Origin of the sequence: Moorena sp. SIO3B2 (assembly GCF_010692525.1) — a bacterium.
GTDB classification, from domain to species: domain Bacteria; phylum Cyanobacteriota; class Cyanobacteriia; order Cyanobacteriales; family Coleofasciculaceae; genus Moorena; species Moorena producens.
The window spans coordinates 1-2,124 of record NZ_JAAHHE010000713.1; the positions used below are offsets into that span (position 1 = coordinate 1).

The following is a 2,124-nucleotide window of genomic DNA, read 5'->3' on the forward strand; positions in this document are numbered from 1 at the left end:
CCGATTCCCGATTCCCGATTCCCGATTCCCGATTCCCGATTCCCGATTCCCGATTCCCGATTCCCGATTCCCGATTCCCGATTCCCGATTCCCGATTCCCGATTCCCGATTCCCGATTCCCTGTTCCGAGATCCCTTGTGCTACAGGCTATAACATTGTGTTACAATTACTACAAAACCAATTTAACAATTCCTTTATTATTTAGTGCATAGCAGTTCTATAGGATTGGTCAACAGTCAGAGTTCTTATCCAGAACACAGAACATAAAACTCATAAAAATCTACCAATCTTGATGACCTTGGCTGGAAAGGTTGAGGTAACTGGTAAAAAGGATAACTGGTAAAAAGGAAGGTATTCAACCTATGAAATACACCTTTGAAATCTTAGGAGTATCTCCTGTCCTAGACTTTTTCAATCATCAACAGACGTTGAGTCAGAGAAAAGTCCCACCAAAACTGAAATACTTAGGTACTTATCAGTGTACCCTTGATGCTTTAATTGAATCAGCTGAAACCCTTCCCTCCCAGGCAGATTGGGGTATAGATCAAGCTGTAGACAGTGTCATTGAATTCTGGATGAATCACCCAGAAATCATCAGTTATTGGAAACAACGATTAAATGATGCTGGTAAGGATAATTTACTGGTGTCAAGGGTGGCAGATTTTGAATCATTAAAAGCTGAGTTTGAATCCTTGATCAGTAGTTAAAATAGGTAAGTAAAAGGTAAGCTACCAGCTATCAGCTATCAGCTATCAGCTATCAGCTATCAGCTATCAGCGAACAGCGAACAGCGATTAGCGCTACGCGCACGCTTGGCCTTGGCCGTTGGCCACGCTACGCGAATGGCCACGCTCCGCGAACGCGAACAGTTTATTTATGGGCTATGCACATTCTTATTGATCACGAAAGCATTTAGAATAAAAGAAAGAGGTAAGCATTTGTTTAATCTGAGTTAAATCTGCTGACCGCTGACCGCTGACCGCTGACCGCTGACCGCTGAATGCTTATTTTTCCAGCTATTGCGGCTCAGATTCTGCTGATGACGCACCTATCTTAGTTTTCAAACTATCTTCCAAGTACTGTATTCTTTTGCGTTGGTTATCAATATTTACTATTGTTTCATTATAATCCTGCTCTAACTCATTAATCCGTTTCCGTTGCCGAGCTAGTTTACGACTTTGGTTGATTAGGGTAGGTGTGGAGATTAATAAACCAGTTAAACAGCCCATAGATAGAGCTAAAAGAATCACTATAGATAAGGGTTCTTCTATAGTCCAAACCCCAAAGTTGACCGGCACAATGGTTTTATTTTGGAGGGCGAATAAGATAGCTGCTATAGCTAAGCCGATCACGAAGCCCGAAATCAAAAATAATAAGCGCATAGTCTCAACTCACTCCTTGGTAATCCCCTAGATCGTAAGCATTCAGCCGTGAGCGGTCAGCTATCAGCTTGTAGGGTGGGCAAAAACAGTTTGATTGTTTTGAGTATTAATGATTATATTACTTTGCCCACCCTACTTTAATTCGTCTGATACACCACACGCTGATAGGGTGGGCAAAAACAGTTTGATTGTTTTGAGTATTAATGATTATATTACTTTGCCCACCCTACTTTAATTCGTCTGATACACCACACGCTGATAGGGTGGGCAAAAACAGTTTGATTGTTTTGAGAGGATATCTCCCAAGTTTTTTGATACTGAATTTTGCCCCCCTAGCCCCCCAACTTTGGGGGGAACAAGAGTCAATTTGCTTCTAAAAGTCCCCCAAAATTGGGGGATTTAGGGGGCTTGGATGTAGCAAATGAGACTTCTCAGACAACCTCTGAGTATTAATGATTATATTACTTTGCCCACCCTACTTTAATTCTACTTTAATTCGTCTGATACACGACACGCTGATAGGGTGGGCAAAAACAGTTTGATTGTTTTGAGTATTAATGATTATATTACTTTGCCCACCCTACTTTAATTCTACTTTAATTCGTCTGATACACGACACGCTGATAGCTGATAGCTGAATGCTTACCCTAGATCAGACTTGACTCAATTATTGTAAGCTAAAATCTAGATGGAAAAAATCACAGAGGGGTACACAAGCATTCAGCAGTCAGCAGTCAGCGGT

At 41.3% G+C, this 2,124-nt stretch carries 2 protein-coding genes and 1 pseudogene; 2 read left to right on the forward strand and 1 reads right to left on the reverse strand.

The genetic code is table 11. The features are described 5' to 3' along the window. Positions 1-205: pseudogene (locus tag F6K38_RS40130) on the forward strand (hypothetical protein); the annotation flags it as partial. A 157-nt stretch (positions 206-362) separates the two neighbouring features. Beyond that, the gene (locus F6K38_RS40135) at positions 363-707 is read left to right on the forward strand and encodes a hypothetical protein (RefSeq protein ID WP_287257039.1); all 345 of its coding nucleotides are present in this window, start codon (positions 363-365) and stop codon (positions 705-707) included. 309 nt (positions 708-1,016) lie between these two features. On the opposite strand, the gene F6K38_RS40140 is transcribed toward F6K38_RS40135, so the two are convergent. Continuing rightward, complete coding sequence (locus tag F6K38_RS40140) at positions 1,017-1,382, reverse strand: LapA family protein (RefSeq protein WP_008191653.1); 366 nt, start codon at positions 1,380-1,382, stop codon at positions 1,017-1,019. Positions 1,383-2,124 lie beyond the last annotated feature (742 nt).

Bases quoted from the DNA above. Each gene is read 5' to 3' on its own strand.
- F6K38_RS40135 (WP_287257039.1), top strand. From the start codon at position 363: ATGAAATACACCTTTGAAATCTTAGGAGTATCTCCTGTCCTAGACTTT.
- F6K38_RS40140 (WP_008191653.1), bottom strand. From the start codon at position 1,382: ATGCGCTTATTATTTTTGATTTCGGGCTTCGTGATCGGCTTAGCTATA.